The organism is Acidovorax sp. T1, assembly GCF_002176815.1.
Classification (GTDB): domain Bacteria; phylum Pseudomonadota; class Gammaproteobacteria; order Burkholderiales; family Burkholderiaceae_C; genus Acidovorax.
The window spans coordinates 2737853-2758745 of record NZ_CP021648.1; the positions used below are offsets into that span (position 1 = coordinate 2737853).

General features: G+C 65.7%; 19 protein-coding genes. 9 read left to right on the top strand and 10 right to left on the bottom strand.

Going from position 1 to position 20893, the window contains the following annotated elements; translation table 11 throughout:
* Positions 1 to 66: 66 nt before the first annotated feature.
* Positions 67 to 852 carry a MetQ/NlpA family ABC transporter substrate-binding protein gene (locus CCX87_RS12935; protein ID WP_087746819.1) on the bottom strand — a complete coding sequence of 262 codons (786 nt, stop codon included), beginning with the start codon at positions 850 to 852 and terminating at the stop codon, positions 67 to 69.
* A gap of 570 nt (positions 853 to 1422) precedes the next feature.
* On the opposite strand from CCX87_RS12935, the gene CCX87_RS12940 reads away from it, so the two are divergent.
* The 3 genes from CCX87_RS12940 (at position 1423) to CCX87_RS12950 (ending at position 4510) form a co-directional block, all read left to right on the top strand.
* Positions 1423 to 2667, top strand: a complete 1245-nt coding sequence (locus CCX87_RS12940) for a CmpA/NrtA family ABC transporter substrate-binding protein (RefSeq protein WP_087746821.1) — start codon at positions 1423 to 1425, stop codon at positions 2665 to 2667.
* Between the two features lie 16 nt (positions 2668 to 2683).
* The gene (gene ntrB / locus CCX87_RS12945) at positions 2684 to 3628 is read left to right on the top strand and encodes a nitrate ABC transporter permease (RefSeq protein ID WP_087746823.1); all 945 of its coding nucleotides are present in this window, start codon (positions 2684 to 2686) and stop codon (positions 3626 to 3628) included.
* A gap of 69 nt (positions 3629 to 3697) precedes the next feature.
* Positions 3698 to 4510 (top strand): ABC transporter ATP-binding protein, encoded by an 813-nt coding sequence (locus tag CCX87_RS12950; protein WP_087748323.1) that lies wholly within the window; start codon positions 3698 to 3700, stop codon positions 4508 to 4510.
* 233 nt (positions 4511 to 4743) lie between these two features.
* Here CCX87_RS12950 and CCX87_RS12955 read toward each other — a convergent pair whose 3' ends face one another.
* Genes CCX87_RS12955 through CCX87_RS12970 form a run of 4 tightly spaced genes read right to left on the bottom strand, consistent with a single transcriptional unit; the run spans position 4744 to position 8129 of the window.
* Complete coding sequence (locus CCX87_RS12955) at positions 4744 to 5757, bottom strand: TRAP transporter substrate-binding protein (protein ID WP_087746825.1); 1014 nt, start codon at positions 5755 to 5757, stop codon at positions 4744 to 4746.
* Positions 5758 to 5812: 55 nt separating this feature from the next.
* Entirely contained in the window at positions 5813 to 7108 is a 1296-nt protein-coding gene (locus CCX87_RS12960; protein ID WP_232476392.1) for a TRAP transporter large permease, read from the bottom strand.
* 5 nt (positions 7109 to 7113) lie between these two features.
* Positions 7114 to 7644: a TRAP transporter small permease gene (locus CCX87_RS12965; RefSeq protein ID WP_087746828.1), complete on the bottom strand. Its 531-nt coding sequence runs from the start codon at positions 7642 to 7644 to the stop codon at positions 7114 to 7116.
* Positions 7641 to 8129: a gluconokinase gene (locus CCX87_RS12970; RefSeq protein ID WP_087748325.1), complete on the bottom strand. Its 489-nt coding sequence runs from the start codon at positions 8127 to 8129 to the stop codon at positions 7641 to 7643. The genes CCX87_RS12965 and CCX87_RS12970 overlap by 4 nt, the downstream gene beginning before the upstream one ends.
* Positions 8130 to 8346: 217 nt before the next feature.
* On the opposite strand from CCX87_RS12970, the gene CCX87_RS12975 reads away from it, so the two are divergent.
* Positions 8347 to 9372 carry a LacI family DNA-binding transcriptional regulator gene (locus tag CCX87_RS12975; RefSeq protein WP_087746830.1) on the top strand — a complete coding sequence of 342 codons (1026 nt, stop codon included), beginning with the start codon at positions 8347 to 8349 and terminating at the stop codon, positions 9370 to 9372.
* 21 nt (positions 9373 to 9393) lie between these two features.
* Here the strand turns inward: CCX87_RS12975 and CCX87_RS12980 are convergent, their stop codons facing one another.
* The gene (locus CCX87_RS12980; protein ID WP_232476394.1) at positions 9394 to 9564 is read right to left on the bottom strand and encodes a TauD/TfdA family dioxygenase; all 171 of its coding nucleotides are present in this window, start codon (positions 9562 to 9564) and stop codon (positions 9394 to 9396) included.
* 121 nt (positions 9565 to 9685) lie between these two features.
* A complete protein-coding gene (locus CCX87_RS12985) occupies positions 9686 to 10126 on the bottom strand; it encodes a CBS domain-containing protein (RefSeq protein ID WP_087746832.1) in 441 nt (146 codons plus the stop codon).
* On the opposite strand from CCX87_RS12985, the gene CCX87_RS20900 reads away from it, so the two are divergent.
* Positions 10125 to 10265 carry a hypothetical protein gene (locus tag CCX87_RS20900; protein ID WP_157667134.1) on the top strand — a complete coding sequence of 47 codons (141 nt, stop codon included), beginning with the start codon at positions 10125 to 10127 and terminating at the stop codon, positions 10263 to 10265. The genes CCX87_RS12985 and CCX87_RS20900 overlap by 2 nt on opposite strands.
* Positions 10266 to 10342: 77 nt before the next feature.
* On the opposite strand, the gene CCX87_RS12990 is transcribed toward CCX87_RS20900, so the two are convergent.
* The gene (locus tag CCX87_RS12990; protein WP_087746834.1) at positions 10343 to 10963 is read right to left on the bottom strand and encodes a DUF937 domain-containing protein; all 621 of its coding nucleotides are present in this window, start codon (positions 10961 to 10963) and stop codon (positions 10343 to 10345) included.
* A gap of 361 nt (positions 10964 to 11324) precedes the next feature.
* Between CCX87_RS12990 and CCX87_RS12995 the strand changes: the two genes are divergently transcribed.
* Positions 11325 to 12284, top strand: coding sequence for a bile acid:sodium symporter family protein (locus CCX87_RS12995; RefSeq protein ID WP_087746836.1), 960 nt, complete (start codon positions 11325 to 11327; stop codon positions 12282 to 12284).
* Between the two features lie 121 nt (positions 12285 to 12405).
* Here CCX87_RS12995 and CCX87_RS13000 read toward each other — a convergent pair whose 3' ends face one another.
* Together CCX87_RS13000 and baeS are read right to left on the bottom strand one after the other, a co-directional pair.
* A complete protein-coding gene (locus CCX87_RS13000) occupies positions 12406 to 13086 on the bottom strand; it encodes a response regulator (RefSeq protein WP_255378702.1) in 681 nt (226 codons plus the stop codon).
* A 50-nt stretch (positions 13087 to 13136) separates the two neighbouring features.
* The gene (baeS, locus tag CCX87_RS13005) at positions 13137 to 14573 is read right to left on the bottom strand and encodes a sensor histidine kinase efflux regulator BaeS (RefSeq protein WP_087746838.1); all 1437 of its coding nucleotides are present in this window, start codon (positions 14571 to 14573) and stop codon (positions 13137 to 13139) included.
* A 173-nt stretch (positions 14574 to 14746) separates the two neighbouring features.
* On the opposite strand from baeS, the gene CCX87_RS13010 reads away from it, so the two are divergent.
* From CCX87_RS13010 to CCX87_RS13020, 3 genes are read left to right on the top strand one after another with little or no spacing between them, the layout of a single operon-like run.
* A complete protein-coding gene (locus tag CCX87_RS13010) occupies positions 14747 to 16057 on the top strand; it encodes an efflux RND transporter periplasmic adaptor subunit (RefSeq protein WP_369825318.1) in 1311 nt (436 codons plus the stop codon).
* A 13-nt stretch (positions 16058 to 16070) separates the two neighbouring features.
* Entirely contained in the window at positions 16071 to 19229 is a 3159-nt protein-coding gene (locus CCX87_RS13015; RefSeq protein ID WP_087746840.1) for an efflux RND transporter permease subunit, read from the top strand.
* Entirely contained in the window at positions 19226 to 20752 is a 1527-nt protein-coding gene (locus CCX87_RS13020) for an efflux transporter outer membrane subunit (protein ID WP_087746842.1), read from the top strand. The genes CCX87_RS13015 and CCX87_RS13020 overlap by 4 nt, the downstream gene beginning before the upstream one ends.
* Positions 20753 to 20893 lie beyond the last annotated feature (141 nt).

The window sequence follows — 20893 nt, forward strand, 5'->3', positions numbered from 1 at the left end:
GTCCTGACAAAAAAACGCTGCCCGAAAGCAGCGTTTTGGATGGTATGCAACGAGGCCGAGGCGCGCTCAGAACGCAGGAACCACGGCCCCCTTGTACTTGTCCTGGATGAACTTCTTCACTTCCGGCGTGTGCAGGGCCTTGATCAGCTTGGCGATGTTGGCGTCGTTGGCACGGTCCGCGCGGGCCGCAACGATGTTGGTGTAGGGCGAATCTGCGCCTTCGATGAACAGCGCATCCTTGGTGGGGTTGAGCTTGGCTTCGATGGCGTAGTTGGTGTTGATCAGGGCCAGATCCACATCGGCCAGTGCACGGGGCAGCAGGGGCGCCTCAAGTTCCTTGAACTTCAGCTTCTTGGGGTTCTTGGCCACGTCCAGGGGCGTGGGCGTGAGGCTCTTGGGGTCCTTGAGCTCGATCAGCCCTTGCTTGGCCAGCAAGATCAGCGCGCGGCCACCGTTGGAGGGGTCGTTCGGAATCGCCACCGTGGCGCCATCCTTCAGGTCCTTCACGTTCTTGATCTTGCTGGAGTAAGCGCCGAAGGGCTCCACATGCACCTTGCCATTGGGCACCTGCACCAGGCTGCTCTTGCGGTCCTTGTTGTAGCTGTCCAGGTAGGGCTGGTGCTGGAAGAAGTTGGCGTCCAGCTGCTTGTCTTCGACCGCCGCGTTGGGCTGAATGTAGTCGCTGAACTCCTTGACCTGCAGATCCACGCCCTGGGCCTTGAGCTGGGGCTTCACAAAGTTCAGGATTTCGGCATGGGGCACGGCCGTTGCGGCCACTTTCAGCACGTCGGCTGCATGGGTGCTGACGGCCAAGACTGCGAGGGCGAGTGCGGACAGGGTCTTTTTCAACATGACAGGCTCTTTCGATGAATGAAGGCACGGCAGGGTCAAAAATGCGGGATAACCCTGACGCTTGGCGGCAAGTGTAACGACGAAAACGATCTAAAGATGACTCTTTAGCTAATTTCTGATATAAAAATAGTGTTTTATATGCAATTCTCTGAAATCACTGTCGTTTGCACTCACTGGGCGCAACGGTGCGCTGTGGTTTTTGCCGTTTCTGTTTCTGCCTGCCGCCGCGCTCGCCTCACAACACAGCGACTTTCCCGCGCCCTGATGGTGCATCGCACAACAGCGGTGCGCTGGCGTTCACAGGATTTCTGCATCAAATAGCTGTAAATCGCCCGTATTTATTACGCATACAGCTCCTAAATAAATAGCAAACACAATTTCCGCAAGCTGGCACAGGGCTTGCATTGACAGGGTCAGACCCTCACAGGTCTGCATTGGCCACTCCGCCCAACGGCGGGCGGATGTGGTCAGAACCCGGACAAAGGCGTCCCCACCCGCGCACCGCTGCCCCATGCAGCCGGCGCGGTGTGAGGACGCCTTTTTTGTTTTGCCACGCCCAAGGGAAGCCCCATGACCGATCTGTTGAAAACCAGCCTCAACCGCCGCACCGTGCTGCAAGCCGCCACCGTGGGTGCGGTAGGCATCAGCCCCGCGCTGCGTGCGCTCGTCCACGCCCAGGGCTCGGACGCCCCGGAAAAAAAGGAAGTGAAGATCGGCTTCATCCCGCTGACCGACTGCGCCAGCGTGGTGATGGCCTCGGTGCTGGGCTTTGACAAGAAGTACGGCGTGACCATCATTCCCACCAAAGAGGCCAGCTGGGCCGGCGTGCGCGACAAGCTGGTGAACGGCGAGTTGGACTTTGCCCATGTGCTGTATGGCCTGGTGTATGGCGTGCACCTGGGCACGGCCGGCCCCAAGAAAGACATGGCGGTGCTGATGAACCTGAACCACAACGGCCAGGCCATCACGCTGTCCAAAGCCTTGGCCGACAAGGGCGCGGTGGACGGCCCGTCGCTGGCGGCGCTGATGGCCAAGGAAAAGCGCGAATACACCTTTGCCGGCACCTTCCCCACCGGCACGCACGCGATGTGGATGCACTACTGGCTGGCGGCGGCGGGCATCAACCCGCTGTCGGGCGCCAAGCTGATTACCGTGCCGCCGCCGCAGATGGTGGCCAACATGCGCGTGGGCAACATGGACGGTTTTTGCGTGGGCGAGCCCTGGAACCACCGCGCCATCATGGACGGCATCGGCATCACGGCCAACACCACGCAGGACATCTGGAAGGACCACCCCGAGAAGGTGCTGGGCACCACGGCCGAGTTCGTCAAAAAGCACCCCAACACCACGCGCGCCGTGATGATGGCGGTGCTCGAAGCCAGCCAGTGGATCGACGCCAGCCTGTCCAACAAAATGAAAATGGCCGAGACGATTGCCGGCAAGGCCTATGTGAACACGGGCGTGGACGCGATCAACCAACGCATCCTGGGCCGCTACCAGAACGGCATGGGCAAGACCTGGGACGACCCCAACCACATGAAGTTCTTCAACGACGGTGCGGTGAACTTTCCCTATCTGTCGGACGGCATGTGGTTCCTCACCCAGCACAAGCGCTGGGGCCTGCTCAAGAGCCACCCCGACTACCTGGCCGTGGCCAAGCAGGTGAACCAGGTAGAGCTTTACAAATCGGTGGCCAGCGCCCTCAAGGTGAACGTGCCCAAGGATGTGCTGCGCACCAGCAAGCTGATCGACGGCGTGGTGTGGGACGGCAAGGACCCCGCCAAGTACGCCGACGGTTTCAAGATCAAAGCCTGAGCAATAGGAGACCACCATGGTCAGCGCCGTATTCCACTCCCCGCTGGAGCCCACGCCAGCCCCGCATGATGCTATTACAAATATAGCTACCAGCGCACAACCAGCAAGCGCTAGCGGCCAAAATCACTTAAAACCAGCGACCCCGCCTGCCCCCCTGCCGGGGCGTGACTGGGCGGCCCGCTCGCGTGGCTTCTGGCTGGCGGTGCTGCCGCCGCTGTGCGGCCTTGGCTTGCTGGTGGGGCTGTGGGCGCTGGTGTCGGCCAGCACCGGCAACAGCATTCCCGGCCCCCACGAGACCTGGCTGCAGGCGCTGGAAGTGTTCCGCAACCCGTTCTATAGCAACGGCCCCAACGACCAGGGCGTGGGCTGGAACGTGCTGGCCTCGCTGCAGCGCGTGGCCGTGGGCTTCGGGCTGGCGGCGGTGGTGGGCATTCCGGCGGGTTTTGTGATCGGGCGCTTCAACTTCCTGTCGCGCATGTTCAACCCGCTCATCAGCCTGCTGCGGCCGGTGTCGCCGCTGGCCTGGCTGCCCATTGGTTTGCTGGTGTTCAAGGGCGCCAACCCGGCGGCCATCTGGACCATCTTCATCTGCTCGATCTGGCCCATGATCATCAACACCGCCACCGGCGTGCAACGCGTGCCGCAGGACTACATGAACGTGGCCCGCGTGCTGAACCTGTCTGAGTGGAAGATCGCCACCAAGATTTTGTTCCCCGCCGTGCTGCCTTACATGCTGACCGGCGTGCGCCTGGCCGTGGGCACGGCCTGGCTGGTGATCGTGGCGGCCGAGATGCTGACGGGCGGCGTGGGCATTGGCTTTTGGGTGTGGGACGAGTGGAACAACCTGAACGTCAAGAACATCATCATCGCCATCTTCGTGATTGGCATCGTCGGGCTGGTGCTTGAATATGCACTCATCAAGCTGGCCACGGCATTTACGTTCGAGGAAGTCAAGAGCTGACAACGCCGTTCGGGCTGAGCTTGTCGAAGCCTTTCGACACGCTCAAGGCGAACGGCAATGGAGAACATCATGAATACATCTCTCACCACCAAGTTCATCGAGATCCAGGGCGTCGAGCAGACCTTCAAGACCGCCAAGGGCCTGTTCCCGGCGCTCAAGGACATCCACCTCTCGATCGCCAAGGGCGAGTTCGTGGCCCTCATCGGGCACTCGGGCTGCGGCAAATCCACCCTGCTGAACCTGATCGCCGGGCTGACCACGCCCACCAGCGGCGCCCTGCTGTGCGCCAACAAGGAGATCAAGGGCCCCGGGCCCGAGCGCGCCGTGGTGTTCCAGAACCACTCGCTGCTGCCCTGGCTGACCTGCTTTGACAACGTGCATCTGGCGGTGGAACGCGTGTTCGGCAAAACCGAAAGCAAGGCGCAGCTGGCGGCCCGCACCGATGCGGCGCTGGCGCTGGTGGGCCTTGCACACGCGGCGCAAAAGCGCCCTGGCGAGATCTCGGGCGGCATGAAGCAGCGCGTGGGCATTGCGCGGGCGCTGTCGATGCAGCCGCAGGTGCTGCTGATGGACGAGCCCTTTGGCGCGCTCGACGCCCTCACCCGCGCGCGGCTGCAAGACGAGTTGCTGGAGATCGTGGCGCGCACGCAGAGCACGGTGGTGATGGTGACGCACGATGTGGACGAGGCCGTGCTGCTGTCCGACAAGATCGTGATGATGACCAACGGCCCCGCCGCCACCATTGGCGAGGTGCTGGCGGTCAACCTGCCGCGCCCACGCAACCGCGTGGCACTGGCCGAAGACCCGCGCTACGTGCACTGCCGCAAGGCCGTGATCGACTTTTTGTATACGCGCCAAGGGCATGTGGAAAAGGCGGCTTGAATTCCCACGCTACAAGGCGCGGCATCGGCACAGTGTGCCTCCATGATCGGAGGCACCCCCTGCCACACCACCCGGCATGCGGGTCCGCACCGGGCGGTTCAGGAGTTTGAGGTCAGGACAGGCGTGGCACTCCCAGTGCGTCAAAGTGTGCGATGGTCACTTTGCTCACTGTGACCAGCTCGCAGCGGGACTTGCACCCGCATTAGCGCTGCGGGTATATCCGCAGTGCTTGCTTACTTGCGCGCCGCCGCCACGGCGCCCTGCACATCCTTCCACAGGTCTTCACCCACATTGGCGGCAATGCTGGCATTCACGGCTGCAAGCTTGTCGCGCATGCGGCCCGCTTCGGCAGCAGACAGCTCGTTGACCTGCATACCCTTGCCCTTCAAGTCGGCCAGCGCCTTGTTGGCCTCTTCACGGGTGTCCTGGCGCTCGAACTCGCGGCTCTTCTTGGCGGCATCGAGCAGCACCTTCTGTTCGGCCTTCGAGAGACCATCCCAGTATTTCTTGCTGACCAGCACGATCCAGGGGCCGTAGACGTGGTTGGTGACCGTGAGGTACTTCTGCACCTCATAGAACTTGCTCGACAGGATGGTGTTGTAGGGGTTCTCCTGACCGTCCACCGTGTTGGTTTCCAGCGCCGTGAACAGCTCCGAGAACGGCAGTGGCACGGCATTCGCGCCCAGGGTCTTGAAGCTGTCCAGGAACACGTTGTTCTGCATCACGCGCAGCTTGATGCCGTTCATGTCTTCCAGCTTGGTCACGGGGCGCTTGCTGTTGGTCAGGTTGCGAAAGCCGTTCTCCCAGTAGACCAGGCCCACGAGGCCTTTTTCCTGCAGCTTGTCCATGACCTTCTGGCCCACGGGGCCGTCGAGCACCACATCGGCCTCCTTGGCGTTGTTGAACAGGAAGGGCGTGTCCCAAATGGCCATCTCCTTGGTGATGCCCACCAGCGTGGCGGTGGAGCCCACCATCATCTCCTGCGCACCGCCGATCAGCGCCTGCTGCATCTGCACGTCCGAACCCAGGGCGGCGGCACCGATGGCGCGCACCTTCATCTTGCCGCCCGAGGCCTTCTCGACCTCTTGGGCGAACAGCTTGGTGGCGCGCCCCTGGTTGGAGACCTCGTTGAGGCCATAGCCAAAGCGGATGATGCGCGGCTTGAAGTCCTGGGCGGCAGCCTGGAACGAGGCAGCAACAGCGGCCACCGACAGGGCGGCCAGCAGGGTACGTCGGAAAGTTTTCATGGTTGTCTCCATTGGCAAGGGAAGAAAGGCACGGAAAAGGAAAGACGCAACGCTGTCACCGCATCCAGAGGACCGGTGCCGTTACGATCTGCGGAAACACCACCAGCAGCGCCAGGATCAGCACGTAGGTGAACAGGAAAGGGTTGACGCCCTTGATGACGCTGTGCATCGAGATACGGCCCACGCCAGCCACCACGTTGAGCACGGTGCCCACGGGAGGAGTGATGAGGCCGATGGCGCCGTTGAGCACGAACATCAGGCCGAAGTACACCGGGTCGATCCCCGCCTTGACGGCGATGGGCAGCATCACCGGCGCGAAGATCAGGATGGTGGGCGTGAGGTCCAGCGCCGTGCCGATGAGCACGAGCACGATCATCATCACGGCCATCAGCAGGCGCGGATTCTCCACCAGCGGGCCGAGCCAGCCGGTCAGCACCGTGGGCAGGTCGGCCAGGGTGATCATGTAGCTGGCCACCTGGGCGCCGGCGCACAGGAACATTACGATGGCCGTGGTCTTGGCGGCGCGCACCAGCACGCCGTAGATCTCGGGCACCCGCATCTCGCGGTGCACGAACAGGGCCACGGCCAGCGCATAGAAGGCGGCGACCACGGCGGCCTCGGTGGGCGTGAACACGCCCGACTTCATGCCGCCGATGATGATCAGCGGCATCAGCAGCGCCCAGAAGGCCTTGGCCGTGGCGCGCAGGCGCTCGCGCAGGGGCAGCGGTGCGCGGCTCGGCGGCAGGTCGATGCCGCGCAGCACCCAGCGCCACGCGAAGATCAGGCCCGCCCCCATCATCAGCCCCGGCACGATGCCCGAGACGAACAGTGCCGAGATCGAGGTATTGGTCGTCACGCCGTAGATCACGAAGGGCATGGACGGCGGGATGATGGGCGCAATGATGCCGCCCGAAGCGATCAGCCCGGCCGAGGTGTTCATCGGGTAGCCCTGCTGGCGCATCATGGGCAGCAAGATGGTGGCCAGCGCCGCCGTGTCGGCCAGGGCCGAGCCGCTCATGCTGGCCATGAGCACGGCCGCACCGATGGCCACATAGCCCAGGCCACCGCGGATGTGGCCGACCCAGGCCTGCGCCATGTCGATGATGCGCCGGCTGATGCCGCCGGAGTTCATGAGCTCGCCGGCCAGGATGAAGAAGGGCACGGCAAGCAGCGGAAAGCTGTCCACCCCGGCCACCAGGTTCTGGGCCAGCAGCTGCGTGTCGAAGAAATCGAGCACCCAGGCCATGCCGGCACCGGTGAGCACCAGGGCCAGGCCCATGTTCATGCCCGTGCCCATGAACACCAGCATGCCCAGCGAAAAAACAATGAATGCCTGTGCTTCGGGATCCATGGCCATCACTCCACTTCCGCGCCGTGACCGAGGTCCAGCGGCACGCGTTGAATCAATTCGATCAATGCCATCACCGCGATGGCCGCCGCGCACAAAAGGGCGGGCAGCGGCAGCAGCGCCGCCGAGTAGCCAAGCACCACCGAATGGCTGCCCAGGCCCACCACCACCTGCTGCCAGGCACCCCAGGCCAGCATCACGCAGGCGGCAATCACCAGCAGGCGGATGAGCGCGGTAAGCAGGCCGAAGGCCAGCGGCCGCCGCGCCAGCAGCCCGGCCAGGCTTGTGAAGGCCATGTGCTCGCCCGCGGGATAGGCCGCAGCGGCGCCGATGAACACCATCCAGACGAACAGCAGGCGCGACAGCTCCTCGCTGGCGGCGATGCCGCTGCCAAAGCCATAGCGCAGTACCACGTTGACGAAGACAGCCACGGCCATCACGCCCAGGCAGCTGGCCATCAGCACCTGGGCCACTTTTTCAAAACGACTGGGCACCTTGTGGCCAGGCCCGGGATCATTGAGGGAAGTGTCGGCACTCATGGGGTAACTTCCTGGTGGGCGAGCCAAGCGGACAGCTGGGCTTGCAATGCGGGGATGGGAAGGAGCGCATCCAGGCGCAGCACACCGGGCTCGCCCACGGGCGACTCGAGCGTGGCGAACTGGCTGTCCACCAGCGTGGTGGAAAAGAAGTGGGTGTTCACCCGGGCCGCCACGCGCTCGCCGGCAGGAACCCGGTCGATCTCAAGAAAGGCGAAGCGTACGCCAGGGCAGGCGGCGCGCAGGCGGTCGCGATAAGCCTTCTTGAGGGCCGAACAGGTGAGCACGGCGCCTTGGGGATGGTTCTGCAGCAACAGGCCGAGCGCGGCCAGCCAGCCATCGCGGTCGGCGTCGGTCAAGGCAATGCCCTGGCTCATCTTCTCGCGGCTGGCGGCACTGTGGTGGTCGTCCCCTTCGATCAGGGGCAGGCCCTGGGCGTGGGCGACGGCGACGCCCAGGCTGGACTTGCCGCAGCCGGCCACGCCCATGACAACCAGAAAGACCGGTAACGACAGCGATAAGGGCAAAAAACTCATATTGGTAGCGCTATCCAAGAAACCTCAAAAAAACATCCCGCTGGGATGGTGGACAAATTCAGGTGCCACATGGAGGAAAGGCCACACAACTTCGCGTGCTGGCCTTGCCCTCGCTATTGGACAGCGCTATCCTAAATCCATCAGACCATAACCACCCAAGGGAAAACCCTTGCCCAGACCCGAACCCAAGCGCCGCTCCAGTGGCCGCGTCACGCTCAGCCATGTGGCAGAAACTGCCGGCGTGAGCCCCATCACCGCCTCGCGCGCGCTGCGCGGCGAGCGCGGGGTGGCCGACGAACTGGTGCAGCGCGTGAAGGCTGCCGTGGAGCAACTGGGTTATGTGCCCGACCCGGCTGCGCGCGCGCTGGCCTCGCAGCGCAGTGTGCAGGTGCCGGTGCTGGTGCCGCTGCTATCCAACGCGCTGTTCGTGGACGTCCTCGATGCCGTGCACCGCACCTTGTTCCCGCATGGCTACCAGGCCCTGATCGGCGTGACCCACTACGACCCCGATGAAGAGGAGCAGTTGCTGCGCACCTACCTGGCGCACCGCCCGGCTGGCCTGCTGGTCACAGGCTTCGACCGCACCGAATCCGCACGGCAGATGATTGCCGCCAGCGGTGTGCCCTGCGTGCACCTGATGGAGATGACTTCGGCGCCCGGCGTGTACTGCGTGGGCTTTTCGCAGCAGGACGCGGGCCACCGCATCACCGATCACCTGCTGCAGCGCGGCCGCCGCCGCGTGGCTTTTGTGGCGGCGCAACTGGACCCGCGCACCATGCAGCGCGCCGAGGGCTACCGCCGTTGCCTGAAAGAGGCAGGCCTGTATGACCCGCGCCTGGAACTGCTCAGCGCCCAGCCCTCCTCCATCCGCCTGGGGGCCGAGCTGTTCGAGCAGCTGCTGCGCACCCGGCCCGACGTGAACGCCATCTTCTTTTGCAACGACGACCTGGCGCAGGGCGGCCTGCTGGCGGCGCAGCGCCTGCGCATTGCCGTGCCGGGCCAGGTGGCTGTGGCGGGCTTCAACGACCTGGCGGGCAGCGACCAGATGCTGCCCACGCTGACCACCGTGCGCACACCGCGCGCGTCCATCGGCGAGGCCAGCGCGCGCATGCTGCTGGCGCTGATGCGCGGCGAGGCGCCCGAGCACAACTCGGTGAACCTGGGGTTCGAGCTGACGGTACGCGAGAGTACCTAGCGCCGGCCACCAACGACCCCGTCACGCAGGCGTCAGCATCGCATCGGGCGTGTCGTTGATCGTCGTGCAGCGCAGTTCGCGCCGCTCGGCGATGTCGAAGCGCCGGCCTCGGTGCAAGGTGCTGCGGTTGTCCCAGATCACCAGGTCTGCGGGCTGCCATTCGTGCACATAGACGCTCTTAACGCTGCACATCACCCGCGCCACGATACCGGCGCGGCCTAAAGCCAGCGGCCGCCGTGCGAGGGCCGCCCCGCCGCACTGGCGGCGCCCCCCCGGGAGGGGAAGACGCGAAGCGGCTCAGGGGGGATTGACCTCAGCGCCCGCCGCCGGTGATGTAGTGCTCCAGCTGCTCGATGATGAATTTCTGCTCGGAAATGATGTCCTTGACCAGATCGCCGATAGAGATCAGCCCCATCAGCTTGCCGCCATCGACCACGGGCAGATGGCGCAGACGGTTTTCGGTCATGAGAGCCATGCACTCCTGGCTGGTCTGGGTGGGGCTTACATACATCACGTCGGCGGTCATGACATCGCTGACCAGCGTCACCGCCGAGGTGCGGCCCATCAGGGCAATCTTGCGGGCATAGTCGCGCTCGGTAAATATGCCCACGATGGCTTCGCCCTCCATCACCAGCAGGGCCCCGATGTGCTTGTCGGCCATGCGCTCCAGCGCATCCAGCACCGAACCTCCCGGTGCGATGGCATGGACGGTGTTGTCGTTCTTGGATTTGAGAATTTCAGCAACGGCAGTCATGAAGGGCCTCGATAAAAAATGGTGGGCGGACGTGAAAGAGTTTCAACGCATCCTGCCCTGCGCGCAACACCGGCATTGCCAAGGCCTGCGTTTGGCGGCATCTGGCAACACCGCATCGCCCCTTGGCGCCGCACATTAATTTTTTGATCAAATTGGCTTCCAGCGCTTATCTACAAAGCGCCAAAAGCTATCAAAAACAGAGCAATCAACGACGCTTCAGCGCCGTCCACCCAGCAGGCTGCCGCCCATCTTGAGCAGGTCGCCCAGCCCCACCTGGCCGTCACCATCCTGGTCGAGCAGGCCGCCCAGCAAACCACCGCCCAGGCCGCCCTGCTGCTGCACCCGCGCCTGCTCCTGGCCCAGCACCTGGCCCAGGCCGCCGGCGTCCATGCCGCCAGAGCCCATGCGCTGCGCCAGAAACGACATCACGATGGGTGCCAGCATCTGCAGCAACTGCCCGGCATTGGCACCCAGCCCCGTGGCCTGGCCCAAGCCGGCCTCGGCACGCTGCTGGTTGCCGCCAAAAATGTGGCCCAGAATGGCCGCGCCGTCAGGCGCGCCGCCGCCCGCACTGCCACCACCACCTAGCAGCGAACCCAGCAACCCGCCCAGATCGGGGCTGCCGCTGTGGTCGCGCTGCAAGGCGCCAAACAGGTCCATCGCGCCCTGGGGCTGGGCCGCATTGCGCCCCAGCGTGCCCAGCAGCAGCGGCAGGGCCGCGCTCACGGCGCCCTCGGTTTGCTCCGGGCTGGTGCCCAGTTGCTGGGCCATCTGCTGCAGCGGGGCGCCCTGAAGCTGGGCCATCAATTCGTCAACAAGGGAAGCGGGGGAGTTCATGACAGGCATCCTTTCAAAAAATGCACGGGCCACCGGGCCCGGCAGACATGGTAGGCGCAATAAGTGACATCGAACACCGCTGCGCCTCCTTGTCCGGCCAACAACCGAGCCCAGGACAAGGGATTAAACACCCTCTAAAATCAGGGTTAACCCTAGAGCCGCTGCAACAACCCACCCGGTTGTTGCAGGCAGTTGCACGCTGTGCGCGCCACACCTGCGCACTGTGCATGTCCATCGCCGCGTACCGCGCGGCGTTCACAGGCCTCCACCCATTCGAGCTTTCGCAGCCGTTGCGCTGCCCGCGTGCTGCACGCCAGCACCCGCGTTGCCGCGACCGCCGCGCCTTACAAGGATATGCACCATGCAGGCCATTGCCCGCCTCAGCCAGTTTGTTGGCAAAACGTTTGCCCTTTGGGTACTTGTGTTCGCCGTGCTGGCGTTTTATGCACCGGCCCAGTTCAAATGGCTCGGCCCCTACGTCGTGACGCTGCTGGGCATCGTCATGTTCGGCATGGGGCTGACGCTCTCGAAGGACGATTTCAAGGAAGTCGCCAGGCGCCCCCTGGATGTGGCCATCGGCGTGCTGGGCCAGTTCATCATCATGCCGGGCCTGGCGTGGGGGCTTTCCAAGGTGCTGAACCTGCCGCCCGAAGTGGCCGTGGGCGTCATTCTGGTGGGCTGCTGCCCCGGCGGCACGGCGTCGAATGTGATGACTTTTCTGGCCCGCGGCGACGTGGCGCTGTCGGTGGCCATCACCTCGGTGACCACGCTGCTGGCGCCGGTGGTGACGCCCGCGCTCATCTACCTGCTGGCCAGCCAGTGGCTGGAGGTGAGTGCCTCGGCCATGTTCTGGTCCATCGTGCAGGTGGTGGTGGTGCCGATTGCCCTGGGCGTGGTGGCGCAGTCGCTGCTGCGCGACAAGGTCAAGGCGGCCGTTGCGGTGCTGCCGCTGGTGTCGGTGGCCGCCATCGTGGCCATTGTGGCGGCGGTGGTGGCGGGCAACCAGGCCCGCATCGCCACCAGCGGCCTGATGATCTTTGCCGTGGTGGTGCTGCACAACGGCCTGGGCCTGTTGCTGGGCTACTGGCTGGGCAAGCTGACGGGCATGGAGGTATCCAAGCGCAAGGCCTTGTCAATCGAGGTGGGCATGCAGAACTCGGGCCTGGGCGTGGCGCTGGCCACCGCCCATTTCTCGCCCCTGGCGGCCGTGCCCAGCGCGATATTCAGCGTGTGGCACAACATCTCGGGGCCGCTGGTGGCCACGCTGTTCCAGCGCTTTCGCAACGAGGACGACACCAGCGCATCGAACAAGCCAGTCTGATGCCGACGCGGCCGGAAACCACTATCAATTAGATAGCTTCTAGCGCTTTATCCATAAGCGCTAGAGCCATTTTTTACTTGAATTTTGGCACCCCGGCCGGCATGGTCCTGCAGCGCGGCCGCTACAGTTCCAGCCGAAAGCCCACGCCATAGACGGCCCGGATGGGCTCGCAGCCCGGCGCCGCCTGCTCCAGCTTGCGGCGCAGGTTCTTGATGTGGGCGTCCACGGCGCGGTCGGTGACGGCGCGGCGGTCATCGTGCAGCTTGTTGAGCAGCACCTCGCGCGACAGCACCTGCCCCGGCACGGCCGCCAGCGACCGCAGCAGCCGGAACTCGACCGGCGTCAGCTCCAGCGCCACCCCATGAAAACTGGCCCGATAGGCCGCCGCGTCGATGTGCAGCGTGGATACCGCCCCCTTCTCGTCGGACGCCACGTCGGCCTGCGCACGCCGGCTGCGCCGCAGGATGGCCTTGACCCGGGCCACGATCTCGCGGGGGCTGAAGGGGGTTTTGCAGATGTAGTCGTCCGCGCCACCCTCGAGACCGGCCAGGCGATCGGCCTCGTCGGCGCGGGCCGTGAGCATGATGATGGGCACATCGCTGAAGCCGCGCAGATCGCGGCACACCTGCAGGCCGTCGCGCCCCGGCAGCATCACGTCCAGCAGCACCAGATCGGGGTGGCGGGCCTGCACAAACGCAGCGACCTCGCGGCCATCGGCCAGCCAGTCGGCCCGGTGCCCGGCGGCGTGCAGATAGTCCATGAGCAGCGCCGCCATCTTGGGCTCGTCTTCCACCACCAGGATATGGGCGGGGATATGGGCGGGCTATGGCAGGCCGCTGGCAAGGGACGCATTCACGCGGGGCCACCTTGCTGCGAGGCATCCGCTGCCAGCAGCGCAAACCGCATGGCGATGCACAGCCCGCCCAGCACCGAGGCGTGGGCGCTGATCTCGCCATGGTGCGCCTCAACAATGCGGCGGCTAATGGCCAGGCCCAGGCCCGCCCCGCCGCTGGCGCGGTTGCGCGAGGCCTCGACGCGGTAAAAGCGGTCAAAAAGGCGCGGCAGGTGCTCGGGCGCAACGCCAGGGGCCGAGTCGCAGAACTCCACCACAACGGCGCTGCCTTCGCACCGGGCCGCCACGCGCAGCGTGCCGCCTGCATCGGTGTAGCGCACCGCGTTTTCGAGCAGGTTGCCAAAGAGCTGCCCCAGCCGGCGCGCATCGGCGGCCACCACCAGCGCCCGGGCATCGAGCCGCAGCTCCAGCGCAATGCCGGCTTCGGCCAGGCGCGAACGAAACGATGCCAGGCTGGCCTGCAACACGCCGGCCAGGTCCACCGGCACGGGCCGGTGCGTCATGGCGCCAGCGTCGGCCAGCGACAGGTCATACAGGTCGCAGACCAGCTTGTTGAGCGTAGCCACTTCGGCCTGCAGCGAATGCAGCGACTGCCGCGTCATCGGGCGCACCCCGTCTTCCAGAGCTTCCAGTTCGCCATTGAGCACCCCGAGCGGCGTACGCAGCTCGTGCGAGATGTCGGCCATGAAATCGCGCCGCATCTGCTCGTTGCGCTCCAGCGCGACCGCCAGGCGGTTGAAGTCGCGGGCCAGTTGGCCAACCTCGTCGTGCGAGGCCATGTCCACGCGCGTGGCGTAGTCGCCAGCCGCCAGCCGGTGCGTGGCCTCGGCCACCTGCCGCACCGGGCGCAGCAATGCGCTCGCGGCCCACAGGGCGATCAGGGCCGCCAGCAACACCGACACCGCGCCCATGGTCCAGCTGGCGCGGAACTGGCTTTGCGCGAAACGCACGTCGCCGGCGGCGCTCACGGTTTCGAACGGCGCGATGGCCACCCAGCCGACCGTGGTGCCGTTTACCTGCAGCGGCCAGCGCGGCGACTGGGGCCGCACATCGGGATGGCCCACGACGAACTGCATTTCGGCATCGAGCAACGTGGCGCGCAACAGGGCACCGGTCAGGTCAGAGGGTTGGCGCGCACCCGGGCTGGCAAGGCTGGGCTGCAGTTCGTCCGGCCCCACCGCCGGCCGGAAAAGCCGGAACCAGCCGGGCCGGTCATTGCGCACGAAGTCCCAGCTGGCGCCATGGGCCAGGTAAGCCTCGACGATGCGCGGACGCGCGGCCTCCAGCCGCTCGCCGGCCAACTCGTTGATGTAGCCCAGAAACCCCCTGCTGAAACTCCACTGGGCCGCCAATGTCATCGCCATGACCACAAAGACGGCCGTGGCCAGCACGGCCAGAAACAGCTTGGCCGTGATGCCGGGTTTGAGACGGAGCAAGGCAGGTGACACGTTGGAAAGGAGATGGGCCGCAGCAACGGCGGCGGGCGCAGCGCATGAATTAAAGCACCGCCGGCGCCCCGGAGCGCGCCATATCCCCAGGCACCGCAGACTTCCAAGTTCCTCCTACTTTTTGCGTCAGAATGTTTCGCAACCAAGGACCGCGCGAGCCCATGACACCTCTTTTTCCAGAACACCTGCCTGCCTCCACGCTGACCCCCTGCTCCATGCCCCTGCACACTTCCCGTTCTTCCCGCCGGCTGGCCGTGGCCACCTTGGCGGGCCTGGCATTGGTGGTGGGCGCCTGCTCTGACAAGACGGCGCCTGCAGCGCCCAAGGGACCGGCCGAAGTGGGCGTGGTCACCCTGCAACCCGAGCGCCAGACCGTCACCACCGAGTTGCCCGGCCGCACCAGCGCCTTCCTGAGCGCCGAAATCCGCCCGCAGGTGGGCGGCATCGTGCAGCAGCGGCTGTTCACCGAAGGCGCGCAGGTCAAGGCAGGCCAGGCGCTGTACCAGCTCGATGCCTCGGGCTTTCAGGTGGCGCTGGCCAGCGCCGAGGCCTCGGTGGCCAAGGCGCAGGCCGGAGTGGGCACGGCCGAGGTCAACGCCCGGCGCAATGCCGAGCTGGTCAAAATCGACGCCATCAGCCGGCAGGTGTATGACGACAGCCAGGCCGCCGTGGTGCAGGCCCGCTCCGACCTGGCCGTGGCCCGCGCCGCACTGGACAACGCCCGCATCAACCTGGGCTACACGCGCATCAAGGCGCCCATTTCAGGCCGCACCACCACCTCCACGGTCACGCCGGGTGCACTGGTCACGGCCAACCAGGCTGCTGCGCTCACCACCATTTCGCAGCTCGATCCGCTGTATGTGGATGTCACCCAGTCCAGCACCGAGGTGCTGCGCCTGAAAAGCGACCTGGCGCGCGGGCGCATCCAAAAAAGCGGCCAGGCCGAGGCGGCCATCACACTGCAACTGGAGGATGGCAGCCGCTACCCCCACCCCGGCAAGCTGCAGTTTGCCGGCGTGAGCGTGAACCCCGGCACCGGCGCCGTGACGCTGCGCGCCGTGGTGCCCAACCCCGACGGTCTGCTCATGCCTGGCATGTATGTGCGCGCGGTGCTCGAAACCGGCATCAACGAACAGGCGCTGCTGGTGCCCCAGCAGGGCGTGAACCGCGACACGGCGGGCAATGCCAGCGTGCTGCTGGTCAATGCGGACAACAAGATCGAACGGCGCAAGATTGCGGTGGAAGCGGCGGTGGGCAACCGCTGGCTGGTGGGCAGCGGGCTGGCGGCCGGCGATCGCGTGGTGGTGGATGGCTTTCAGCGCATCAAGCCCGGCGATGCCGTGAAGCCGACCGAGGTGGCACCCAAGCCGATGGCGGCGACCAGCGCTGCCACCGCAACGCCAACGCCAACGCCAACGCCCGCGCCCGCGCCCGCGCCTGCCCCCGCCACGGCCGCATCGGCCGCACGCTAAGGGCCCGCCCGCCATGGCACAGTTCTTCATCAACCGACCCATCTTCGCGTGGGTCATCGCCATCATCATCATGCTGGCCGGCGCCATGTCCATCAAGACATTGCCGCTGGAGCAATACCCCGACATCGCGCCGCCGCGGGTGTCGATCAGCGCCCTGTACACCGGCGCGTCGGCCAAGACCGTGGAAGAGTCGGTCACGCAGGTGATCGAGCAGCAACTCAAGGGCCTCGATAACCTGATCTACATGGGCTCGACCAGCGATGCCTCGGGCAGCTCGCGCACCACGCTCACCTTCAACGCCGGCACCAACATCGACGTGGCCCAGGTGCAGGTGCAAAACAAGCTGCAGCAGGCCATGTCGCGCCTGCCGCCAGCCGTGCAAAGCCGGGGGGTCACCGTCACCAAGGGCGGCAACGACTACCTGATGATCATCACCTTCACCTCGCCCGACCCCAGCGTGTCGCAGGTGGACATTGGTGACTATATTTCCAGCAACCTGGTGGACGTGATCAGCCGCATTGACGGCGTGGGCGACGTGCTCACGCTGGGCACCGGCTACGCCATGCGCGTGTGGCTCGACCCGGGCAAGCTCGAAAAATACGCACTCATGCCGTCCGACATCGGCAGCGCCATCAACGCGCAGAACGCACAGGTGTCGGCCGGCCAGCTCGGTGCCCTGCCCGCCGTGGGCGAGCAGCAACTCAACGCCACCATCACGGCGCGCAGCAAGCTGCAAACCAAGGAAGAGTTCGAGCAGATCGTGCTCAAGTCCACCACCGACGGCGCCGCTGTGCGCCTGAAAGACGTGGCGCGCATCGAGCTGGGTGCAGAAAACCTCACCATCACCTCGCGCCTGAACGGCCAGCCCGGCGCCGGCATGGGGGTGGTGCTGGCTGATGGCGCCAACGCCATGGCCGTGGCCGAGGCCGTGAACGCCAAGATCGCCGAGCTGCAGCCCTTCTTCCCCTACCAGCTCAAGCCCTTTACCAGTTACGACACCACGCCATTTGTCAGCGCCTCCATCGACGAGGTGGTCAAGGCCCTGATCGAGGCCATGCTGCTGGTGGTGCTGGTGATGTATGTCTTTTTGCAGAACTTCCGCGCCACGCTGATCCCGGCGATTGCCGTGCCCGTGGTGCTGCTGGGCACCTTTGGCGTGCTGTCGGCGGCCGGCTTTTCGATCAACACCCTGACCATGTTCGGCCTGGTGCTGGCCATTGGCCTGCTGGTGGACGACGCCATCGTGGTGGTGGAAAACGTCGAGCGCGTGATGAGCGAGGAAGGCCTGTCGCCCAAGGAGGCCACGCGCAAATCGATGGCCGAGATCACGCCGGCCCTGGTGGGCATTGCGCTCACGCTGTCGGCGGTGTTCATCCCGATGGCGTTCTTCGGCGGCTCCACCGGCGTCATCTACCGGCAGTTTTCCATCACCATCGTGTCGGCCATGGTGCTGTCGGTGCTGGTGGCCCTGACGCTCACGCCCGCGCTGTGCGCCACCTTGCTCAAACCCATTGCCAAGGGGCAGCACAGCCCGTTTGGCGCACCGCGCAAGGGCATTGCAGGCTGGATCGACCGCTTTTTTGTCGGCTTCAACCACCGCTTTGACCGCACGGCCGACCGCTACCAGCGCGGCGTGGGTGGCGTGGTGCGCCGGGGCAAACGCATGATGCTGGTGTATGTGCTGATCTGCGCCGGCATGGCGGTGCTGTTCCTGCGCCTGCCCACCTCGTTTTTGCCCAATGAAGACCAGGGCGCGGTGTCGGTGCAGATCACCTTGCCGCCGGGCTCGTCCAACGCCCGCCTGCAGGCCGTGATGGCGCAGGTGCAAAAGTACTTTGCCGCCCAGCCCGATGTGATCAGCTTCAACTCGATCACCGGCTCCAGCGGCGACCAGAGCTCGGCGCGCGGCTTTGTGCGGCTGACCAACTGGAGCCAGCGCACGCGCCCCGACCAAAGCGCGGACGCCATCGCCCGCAAGGCCACCAAGGACCTGGCCACCATCCGCGATGCGCGCATTTTCGTGCTGCTGCCGCCCGCCGTGCGCGGGCTGGGGGCCAATGCGGGCTTCAACTTCCAACTCAAGGATTTGAACGGCCTGGGCCACGATGCGTTGGTGGCCGCGCGCGACAAGGTGCTCGAATTGGCAGCCCAGCGCCCCGAACTGAGCAACACGCGCAGCACCAACCTCGATGACACCGCGCAGCTGGGCGTGGACATTGACGACAGCAAGGCCGGCGCCCTGGGCCTGGCCACGGCGGACGTGAACAACACCCTGTCGAGCGCGCTGGGCGGCACCTATGTGAATGACTTTCTCAACAAGGGGCGCGTCAAGCGGGTTTACATGCAGGGCGACGCACCCTTTCGCATGCTGCCGCAGGACGTGGCGCCCTGGACGGTGCGCAACAACCAGGGGCAGATGGTGCCGTTCTCGGCGTTTTCGAGCACCCGCTGGACCTATGGCTCGCCCCAGCTGCAGCGCTACAACGGCAGCCCCAGCTACGAGTTCGTGGGCAATGCGGCGGCGGGCGTGAGTTCGGGCGCAGCCATGGCGGCGGTCGAAAACATCATGAAGGAAATGCCCCCGGGCATTGGCTACGAGTGGACCGGCGCCTCGTTCCAGGAGCGGCTGTCGGGCTCGCAGGCGCCGCTGCTGTATGCGGTGTCGATTCTGTTCGTGTTCCTGTGCCTGGCGGCGCTGTACGAAAGCTGGTCGGTGCCGTTCTCGGTCATTTTGGTGGTGCCGCTGGGCATTGTCGGAGCGCTGCTGGGCATCGGGTTTCGGGGACTGTCGAACGACGTGTACTTTCAGGTGGGGCTGCTCACCACCGTGGGGCTTTCATCCAAGAACGCCATTTTGATCGTCGAGTTCGCCACCCAGCTGCAGGCCCAGGGCAGAAGCGTGGTCGACGCCACGCTGGAGTCCGTGCGCCTGCGGCTGCGGCCCATCTTGATGACCTCGCTGGCGTTTGGTTTTGGCGTGCTGCCCCTGGCCCTGGGCAGCGGCGCGGGGGCCGGCGGGCGCCAGGCCATTGGCACGGCCGTGCTGGGCGGCATGATTTCTGCCACCGTGCTGGGTATCTTTTTTGTACCGGTGTTCTTTGTCCTGATTCGCGGTTATTTTGCCGACCGCAAGGCCAAGCAGCCTGCCAACGAACCCGGAGCCCCCGCATGAGCCGCACCCCTACCCTGCTGACAATGCTGGCACTGGCGGGCTGCACCAGCCTGGCACCAGACTATGCGCGCCCCACGCTGCCCGTGCCAGCCACGCTGGCCGCCACGAACGGAGCGGAAGGCACCGCACTGGCGCCCGAGACCGGCCCCATGGGCTGGCAGGAATTTCTGCAGGAGCCGCGCCTGCGCGAGTTGGTGGCGCTGGCGCTGCAGAACAACCGCGACCTGCGCGTGGCGGTGCTGGCCATCGAGAAGGCCCGCGCGCAATACGGCGTGGAGCAGTCCAACCGTTTCCCTGCCGTGGGCGCCACCGGCGCCGGCACCCGCACGCGCACGGCCGCGGACCTGACCACCAGCGGCCGCTCGCCTACCAGCAGCCAGTACAGCGCGCAGCTCGGGTTCAGCAGCTACGAGATCGACCTGTTTGGCCGGGTGAAGAACCTCAATGAGGCCGCGCTGCAAGAGTTTTTGCGCACCACCGAAAACCGCCGCAGCGTGCAGCTGAGCCTGGTGGCCGAGGTGACCAATGCCTGGCTCACGCTGGACGCCGATGGCCGGCGCCTGCAACTGGCGCAAGACACCTTGCGCAGCCGCCAGAAGTCGTACGAGCTGACAGAGCGCAGCTACGAACTGGGCGCCGCCTCGGGCCTGACGCTGGCGCAAACCCAGACCACCGTGGACGCCGCCCGCGCCGATGTGGCCACCTTCACCAGCCAGGTGGCGCGCGACCGCAATGCGCTGGCCCTGCTGGCCGGCGCGCCGGTACCTGCGGCCCTGCTGCCCGATGGCGCAAACCCGGCAACCGTGGCGCCAGAGGCGTCGCCCGCCCAGGCCACGCCGGCGCCGGCAACAACGTCGGCGGCATCCACCCCCCGCCTCGCGGAGCCCGCCGCCACTTTGCTGGCGGTGCCGGCCGATCTGCCCTCGTCGGTGCTGCTCAACCGCCCCGACGTGCGCGCCGCCGAGTACACGCTGCGCGGCGCGTACGCCAGCATTGGCGCGGCCCGCGCCGCGTTCTTCCCCAGCATCACGCTCACGGCGTCGGCGGGCACCGCCAGCAACGCACTGTCGGGCCTGTTCGACGGCGGCAACGGCACCTGGAGTTTTGCGCCGCAGATCCGCCTGCCCATCTTTGATGCGGGCCGCAACCGCGCCAACCTCCAGATCGCCGAAACCGCGCGCGACACCGCCCTGGCCCAATACGACAAGGCCGTGCAAACCGCATTCCGTGAAGTGGCCGATGCCCTGGCCGACCGCGCCACGCTGGCCGAGCGCCTGCAGGCCCAGCAATCGCTGCAAGCGGCCACGCTGAAAGCGCTGCAGTTGTCCGAAGCACGCTACCGCCTGGGCGCCGACAGCTACCTGCCCGTGCTGGACGCCCAGCGCTCGCTGTACACCGCGCAGCAAACCCTGATTGGACTGGCGCTGGCCGAGCAGGCCAACCGCATCACGCTGTACAAGGTGCTGGGAGGCAACTGGACCGACACCGCCACGGATGACAGCGCCCCGGTGCCCGGCACCTGAATCAGGTGCGCGAAGGTTTCTGGCGCCTCGTGGTGCACATGCACCAAGCTGGCCCAACCGCCACGCAGGCCTTGCACCGGCAATGCATGCCCGTTTTTCACATTAGCTACATTATTGATAGCTATTAGCGCTTTATACATA

Bases quoted from the DNA above. Each gene is read 5' to 3' on its own strand.
- CCX87_RS12970 (WP_087748325.1), bottom strand. From the start codon at position 8,129: ATGGGCGTGGCCGGCTGCGGCAAGTCCAGCCTGGGCGTCGCCGTCGCC.
- ntrB (WP_087746823.1), top strand. From the start codon at position 2,684: ATGGTCAGCGCCGTATTCCACTCCCCGCTGGAGCCCACGCCAGCCCCG.
- CCX87_RS12985 (WP_087746832.1), bottom strand. From the start codon at position 10,126: ATGACTGCCGTTGCTGAAATTCTCAAATCCAAGAACGACAACACCGTC.
- CCX87_RS12965 (WP_087746828.1), bottom strand. From the start codon at position 7,644: ATGAGTGCCGACACTTCCCTCAATGATCCCGGGCCTGGCCACAAGGTG.
- CCX87_RS12980 (WP_232476394.1), bottom strand. From the start codon at position 9,564: ATGTGCAGCGTTAAGAGCGTCTATGTGCACGAATGGCAGCCCGCAGAC.
- CCX87_RS12960 (WP_232476392.1), bottom strand. From the start codon at position 7,108: ATGGATCCCGAAGCACAGGCATTCATTGTTTTTTCGCTGGGCATGCTG.
- CCX87_RS12935 (WP_087746819.1), bottom strand. From the start codon at position 852: ATGTTGAAAAAGACCCTGTCCGCACTCGCCCTCGCAGTCTTGGCCGTC.
- CCX87_RS12995 (WP_087746836.1), top strand. From the start codon at position 11,325: ATGCAGGCCATTGCCCGCCTCAGCCAGTTTGTTGGCAAAACGTTTGCC.
- CCX87_RS13015 (WP_087746840.1), top strand. From the start codon at position 16,071: ATGGCACAGTTCTTCATCAACCGACCCATCTTCGCGTGGGTCATCGCC.
- CCX87_RS12940 (WP_087746821.1), top strand. From the start codon at position 1,423: ATGACCGATCTGTTGAAAACCAGCCTCAACCGCCGCACCGTGCTGCAA.
- CCX87_RS13020 (WP_087746842.1), top strand. From the start codon at position 19,226: ATGAGCCGCACCCCTACCCTGCTGACAATGCTGGCACTGGCGGGCTGC.
- CCX87_RS13010 (WP_369825318.1), top strand. From the start codon at position 14,747: ATGACACCTCTTTTTCCAGAACACCTGCCTGCCTCCACGCTGACCCCC.
- CCX87_RS20900 (WP_157667134.1), top strand. From the start codon at position 10,125: ATGAAGGGCCTCGATAAAAAATGGTGGGCGGACGTGAAAGAGTTTCAA.
- CCX87_RS12955 (WP_087746825.1), bottom strand. From the start codon at position 5,757: ATGAAAACTTTCCGACGTACCCTGCTGGCCGCCCTGTCGGTGGCCGCT.
- CCX87_RS12950 (WP_087748323.1), top strand. From the start codon at position 3,698: ATGAATACATCTCTCACCACCAAGTTCATCGAGATCCAGGGCGTCGAG.
- CCX87_RS12990 (WP_087746834.1), bottom strand. From the start codon at position 10,963: ATGAACTCCCCCGCTTCCCTTGTTGACGAATTGATGGCCCAGCTTCAG.